This window comes from Phormidium pseudopriestleyi FRX01, assembly GCF_017313335.1.
GTDB classification, from domain to species: Bacteria; Cyanobacteriota; Cyanobacteriia; order Cyanobacteriales; family Laspinemataceae; genus Laspinema; species Laspinema pseudopriestleyi.
Map to the genome: position 1 here is coordinate 1 of NZ_JAFLQW010000108.1, position 5,896 is coordinate 5,896.

Consider the following 5,896-nt stretch of genomic DNA (forward strand, 5'->3'; position numbering starts at 1 on the left):
GCAGAAAACATTTTAAAACTGTTGTTACTAAAGCCATGCAGCACATTAACCGCCACCGGGCTTTTCCAAGCTTTCTGTCTCGAATTCGAGAGCGCGATCGCCTCGAACTGGCTGAGTCGGCATCCCTGATTGGTTCGGCTGTGGGATCCGTAGTGGCGGGATTGTCTGGACAGGTTTTATTTGCCGCGACTCCGATTACTTTGGCATTGTGGTTGAATCGCCTGAATCGGAGTCGGTTTGGGGAGCAAATGCGGACAGAACACCAAGGGGCGATCGCCGAGATGCATCAGGTGGTCACTGCGGTTCACAGTAGTTTACAAACTTTGCCGCGATCGGAACGGATTCAGGATGTAGAAAATACGTTGATGCGTCTTTCGGAGGCGACTGCCACTTTGCAACAACAAGGCGATCGGGCCAATTCCGGTAACCCCAATGATGAAGAAATGCAACGGGAATTTGCGATCGTCCGTCGCGGAGTCATGCGCCTGCGGGATGTCACCGAAACCCGCTTCACCGAACTCCAAGAAACCCTCAACAGTGAAGTTCAAACCCTCCGTCAAGAGTTAGCATCTCCCGCGATGATTCCCTCTCCAGAACTAGCAAACATCAAAGCCGAATTACTCACCCTCACTCAAAGTCTAGCCGACATTCAAACTCAGTTCCAAGCGTTAACAAGTCCAGTGGCCCCCGACGACACCACCGTTCAAACCCAGCTTGATGAACTGCAAAGCCAAATTGTCAAACTGCAACAGCAAAATCGCGAAGTAGTCAAACCCTATCTCAAACATCTCAACCACGCCATTCAAAAGTTAGAAGCCGAAGGGTAAGCCTAACGGAGGTCCCTAAATCTGCGAGGGGTTGGATCACCATTTGCACCCCATCCATCCCCCACGGATTGAGAAGAGACAAGGGTTGATTTTTGTTATTGAGTCCAACTGTATGCAGCTAGACTGCTCTATTCTTCCTATATAGTGACCCTAACTGAATTGGACATAAAGATAGCGAGCAAGTACACCAGTCGGGCCTGCGCATTGCGCCCCTACCAAACTATTGAATATTCTGTACCTCACGCGCATGAGAACCGCTATAATATCCTATAGAAATTTATTTTAAAACCTAGCATTTGCGATTAATTTATGTTTCAAAAACCCCAGTTAACTATTCAAAATTTTGGTCCTATTACCAAGGTTAAGATTGAAATTAAAGATATTTTGATTTTCATTGGAGCACAAGCCAGCGGCAAAAGCACAATTAGTAAAGCCATCTTTTTCTTTAAATCCCTACGAGATGAATTAACCCAATATTTCTATCGAGCTTATACCCAAGATGAGTTTAACCCTTCCCTAACTCCCTTTGCTAAACAGGCAAAAAATCAATTTATCAAAACTTATGGTTTCGTTTTGCAGTTTCCTGACATGGAACTTAAGTACCAATACGGGAATGGCTTGGAGGTTACGGTTAGAACATCGGGCGATCATCAGTTTACCGATATTATTTTTAATGCCTATTTCAGGGAAAGATTTTCTCAAATTGTCTCTTTATTTCAAGGCAAAAAAACTGAACTCCAGCAGAACTCTCTAAAATTTTCTTCTTCCCGAGAAATTACTCTGATTAAGGCTGAAGAAGCGGCTTTATTTGAAAAGATTGCTGATGAAGTAAATCAACTTTTCAATGATGAAAGTGATTTGCTATTTTTGCCCGCAGGCCGAAGTTTGATTACCACCTTATCTCAGCAGCTTGATAAAATTGATAGACTTGACCGAGGGAATGAATTATCCGAGTCTAATTTAATTAAACTAGACTCTCTGATGGAAAAATTTCTAAATAGGATTGATGGAGCCAAATATATTCTCAACCAAACTTCTCTCTCGCGATTAATTCAAGAACAAAGTTCAGAAAGTAATAATTCTGAACTTTTATCGGTGATTCCCTTAGCTCAAGAGTTAGCAGAGTTAATCCTGAAAGGCTCCTACCGCTATCAAAATGGCAATGAATGGATTGATGTGGGAGATAAAAACAGCACTTCAATCAACTTTGCTTCCTCGGGACAACAAGAAGTGGTTTGGATTTTATTACTGATCCAGCTTTTAATTTTAAATCAACGCCAAGTCTTTCTAGTCATAGAAGAACCTGAAGCTCATTTGTTTCCCGTGGCTCAAAAAGAAATTATTGATTTAATCGCACTCTTGGCCAATCAAACCCACAATCAAGTTCTGTTAACCACCCATAGTCCCTATATTCTTTCATCCTTCAATAATCTACTTTATGCTCATAACTTAGGTTCACGCCAACCGGAACAAGTCGAGCGAGTTGTTAATCGCCATTTGTGGATCGATCCGAATCGACTAGATGCTTACATCTTAGAAGATGGCAAAGCTCGTTCTATCTTTGATACAGAAATGGGATTGATTGAATCAGCCGAAATAGATAAGGCTTCAGATATTATTGTCAATACCTTTAATCAACTCTTTGAACTTGAGGATGAAGCATGAACTGCACTTGCCAAGAGTTTGAAACCCATTATCCCGACTGCACCTCTTGCTCTGACGGTAAGATAATTACAGCACAAGAGAATGGGCGAAAATATATTCTCAACAATTCATCCCATCAACGGGTTTGCAAAGTCAGAGTAGATGACTGTGTAATTACCAGCCAAGAACAATGTAAATGTGACTATTTATTCATAGTTTGTAGTCCGGAACAAGTAGAAGATGAAAATTTAAAATCTTCTGAGCAACTTTACTTTATTGAATTAAAAGGAAAGGACCTAATCCATGCCGTCGAACAGTTAACTCAGACTCTCGAACATTTTAAGCCCCAAATAAATCAGGCCCAAGTATTTGCCCGAGTAGTCTTGAGTAAATCTCCTCCAATTAAGAGTATTGAGAATGATGCTAAGGTGGTCAGACTCAAAAAATTGTTAAAAAAATATCAGGGTAATTTTCAGTATGGGTCTCGACAGTATGAGAATGATTTTGTTTGAAAAGTTAGGTTTCTCGGAATTCAGTGGCAGCTAATTTAATCGGTTGCAGGGTCTCGGATTTTGGTACAGTTGGGGAGCAACCGGAGAAAAATTTGGGGTTCTGCATGGTAGCATTGTCTACGCTTCTGCTTTAATCGAGAGTGTTGATTCAAGCAGAACTATGACGACTCCATCGACTCCCTCTCAAATTCCTCCCCAGACTTGGCAGCGTCCCATTGGTGTGGGTTGGGACAAACCCTATACCGTTCGCTATGGCAGTAATCTCGATGATGGTCCCTGGCATGGAATGCCCCTCGGGGGGTTTGGGGCCGGTTGTATTGGCCGATCGCCTCGCGGTGACTTCAATCTCTGGCATCTCGACGGGGGCGAACATACGTTCCAATCCCTTCCTGCCTGTCAGTTTAGCATTTTTGAAGAAACCCAAGGCCAGCGCCACGCTTACGCACTTTGTACCGAACCCCCCTCCGATGGCAGTCTGAATGCATGGCAATGGTATCCCACCTCTACCGATGAAGGTGACAATACGGGGACTTATCACGCTTTATATCCCCGAAGTTGGTTCGTCTATAAAAACGTTTTTAAAGCACAACTCACTTGTGAGCAATTTTCCCCGATTTGGCCGGGAAAATACCAAGAATGTAGCTATCCGATCGCCATTTTTGAATGGACGGCCTACAATCCTACCGATGAACCGATTACTCTGAGTATTCTGCTGACTTGGGAAAATGTTGTGGGTTGGTTTACCAATGCCATCAAATCCCCTACGGTTAAAGTGCGAGATGATGGGTCTCCGGTGTATGAATACCAATCCAAATGGGGGCAAAGTCAGGGCAATTCTAACCGCTATATTGAAGACTTCCATCGGATTGGTTGTGTGATGGCAGGAGGTCAACTCGCAGATATTCCCCTCGAAGGTGAGGGAGAAATGGCGATCGCCACCGCCACTAATCCCTTTCTCGATACCTTCAAGAATACACGCTGGAATCCCACTGGCAGCGGCAAAGAAGTCTGGGAACAGTTTTCTGAGGATGGTTCCTTATTCGATTGTACCGATGAAACTTCTGCCGCTAAGGGAGAACGGATTGGGGTCGCATTAGCGGTTCGCTTCACGATTCGACCGGGAAAAACCCGCAAAATTCCCTTTATCCTCGCTTGGGATTTTCCCGTGACTGAATTCGCCGCCGGAGTGTGGGAATACCGCCGCTATACCGACTTTTTCGGGCGTCATGGCAAAAATTCCTGGTCCATGATTCGCACTGCACTCAAGCATTCGGATATGTGGCGTGAGAATATCGTCACCTGGCAAGAATCGATATTAAACCGGGACGATTTGTCCGATTCGGTAAAAATGGCACTGTTCAATGAGTTATATATTCTCACGGATGGGGGAACATTATGGACGGCCCAGGATGCGGAGGAACCTCGGGGTAAGTTTGCAGTGCTTGAATGTCTCGATTATCGCTGGTATGAGAGTTTGGATGTGCGATTATACGGGTCTTTTGCCCTGTTGATGTTGTGGCCGGAATTGGAAAAATCGGTGATGCGGGGATTTGCGCGGGCGATTCCCACGGGGGATGATACACCTCGGATTATCGGGTATAATCAAGCAGCAGCGGTTCGTAAAATGACGGATGCGACGCCTCATGATTTGGGTGCACCGAATGAACATCCTTGGGTGAAGACTAATTATACGAGTTATCAGGATTGTAATTTGTGGAAGGATTTACCCTGTGATTTTGCGTTGCTGGTGTATCGGGATTTTCTGTTGACGGGGGGGGATGATTATGAGTTTTTATGGGATTGTTGGCCCTCGATGGTGCAGGCGATCGCCTATTTAAAGACGTTCGATACAGATGATGATGGGATTCCTGAAAATGGCGGTGCACCGGATCAAACGTTCGATGATTGGCCGATGCGTGGGGTGAGTGCCTATTGTGGGGGATTGTGGATGGCGGCGTTACAAGCGGCGATCGCCATTGGTGAGATAATTTTAAAGAATCCCCCCCATTCCGGCGTTTTCACCGATACGATTTATGAGCAAAAGCGATCGCAGTTACTGTCACCGGCAACGATTCAAGAGACTCTGAGTACCTATCAAGACTGGTTAGGGCGATCGCAGCCAATTTATCAGAAAAAACTCTGGAATGGTACTTATTATCACCTGGACAGCGAAAGCGGTTCTGATGTCGTGATGGCGGATCAGCTTTGTGGTCAATTCTATGCGCGGTTATTAGGGTTAGCCGATATTGTGCCAATAGACTGTGCAGAATCAGCTTTAAAAACTGTCTATGAGTCTTGTTTTCTGAAGTTTCATAACGGTGAATTTGGAGCAGCTAATGGCGTGTTAATCGATGGTTCTCCGGTGAATCCGGATGCGACTCATCCGTTAGAAGTATGGACCGGGATTAATTTCGGATTGGCGGCATTTCTGTTACAAATGGGGATGAAGGAGGAAGGATTTAAGTTGACAGAAACGGTGATTCAGCAAGTGTATGAAAATGGGTTGCAGTTCCGAACTCCGGAAGCGATTACAGCAGTGGGAACCTTTCGCGCTTCTCATTATCTGCGGGCGATGGCTATTTGGGCGGTTTATGGGGTGTTGACTGAGTTTAAATAGGTTGAAAATAGGAAAGGACAAGGGAATGCCTTGTCCTTTCGAGGGAAATCCCTATTGAATGGCGTTGCCGTGGCGATCGAAGAGGTAGAGTTGGCGGGTATCGACGGCGAGGGAGAGGCAGTCGGCATGGTGCAGTTTTTGGGCGGAACCGACTCGGGCGATCGCAATGGATTGACTCTCTCCTTCTTGCTTTTCTAGCACTTTGGAAATGTCATCTTTATCTTGGATTTCAATTTTGGCAATGGGAGAATTGAAATATACAATGGTTTCATGTCCGAGGGATTCGAGGGTGGTGA

4 protein-coding genes and 1 pseudogene are annotated in these 5,896 nt (G+C 44.9%); 4 read left to right on the forward strand and 1 reads right to left on the reverse strand.

The genetic code is table 11. From position 1 onward, the window contains the following. The 4 genes from J0895_RS04235 to J0895_RS04250 all read left to right on the forward strand — a co-directional run. On the forward strand, positions 1-827 hold an 827-nt coding region (locus J0895_RS04235), incomplete at its 5' end, for a kinetochore Spc7 family protein (protein WP_207086878.1). Positions 828-1,136: 309 nt separating this feature from the next. Then, complete coding sequence (locus J0895_RS04240) at positions 1,137-2,492, forward strand: AAA family ATPase (RefSeq protein WP_207086879.1); 1,356 nt, start codon at positions 1,137-1,139, stop codon at positions 2,490-2,492. Further along, complete coding sequence (locus J0895_RS04245; protein ID WP_207086880.1) at positions 2,489-2,983, forward strand: hypothetical protein; 495 nt, start codon at positions 2,489-2,491, stop codon at positions 2,981-2,983. The genes J0895_RS04240 and J0895_RS04245 overlap by 4 nt, the downstream gene beginning before the upstream one ends. Positions 2,984-3,143: 160 nt before the next feature. Then, positions 3,144-5,600 (forward strand): GH116 family glycosyl hydrolase, encoded by a 2,457-nt coding sequence (locus tag J0895_RS04250; protein ID WP_207086881.1) that lies wholly within the window; start codon positions 3,144-3,146, stop codon positions 5,598-5,600. 51 nt (positions 5,601-5,651) lie between these two features. Here J0895_RS04250 and J0895_RS04255 read toward each other — a convergent pair. Next, a pseudogene (locus J0895_RS04255) lies at positions 5,652-5,896 on the reverse strand (ABC transporter ATP-binding protein); the annotation flags it as partial.

What these genes read in the sequence shown, in the direction of transcription:
- J0895_RS04240 (WP_207086879.1), top strand. Translation starts at nt 1,137, where the DNA reads ATGTTTCAAAAACCCCAGTTAACTATTCAAAATTTTGGTCCTATTACC.
- J0895_RS04245 (WP_207086880.1), top strand. Translation starts at nt 2,489, where the DNA reads ATGAACTGCACTTGCCAAGAGTTTGAAACCCATTATCCCGACTGCACC.
- J0895_RS04250 (WP_207086881.1), top strand. Translation starts at nt 3,144, where the DNA reads ATGACGACTCCATCGACTCCCTCTCAAATTCCTCCCCAGACTTGGCAG.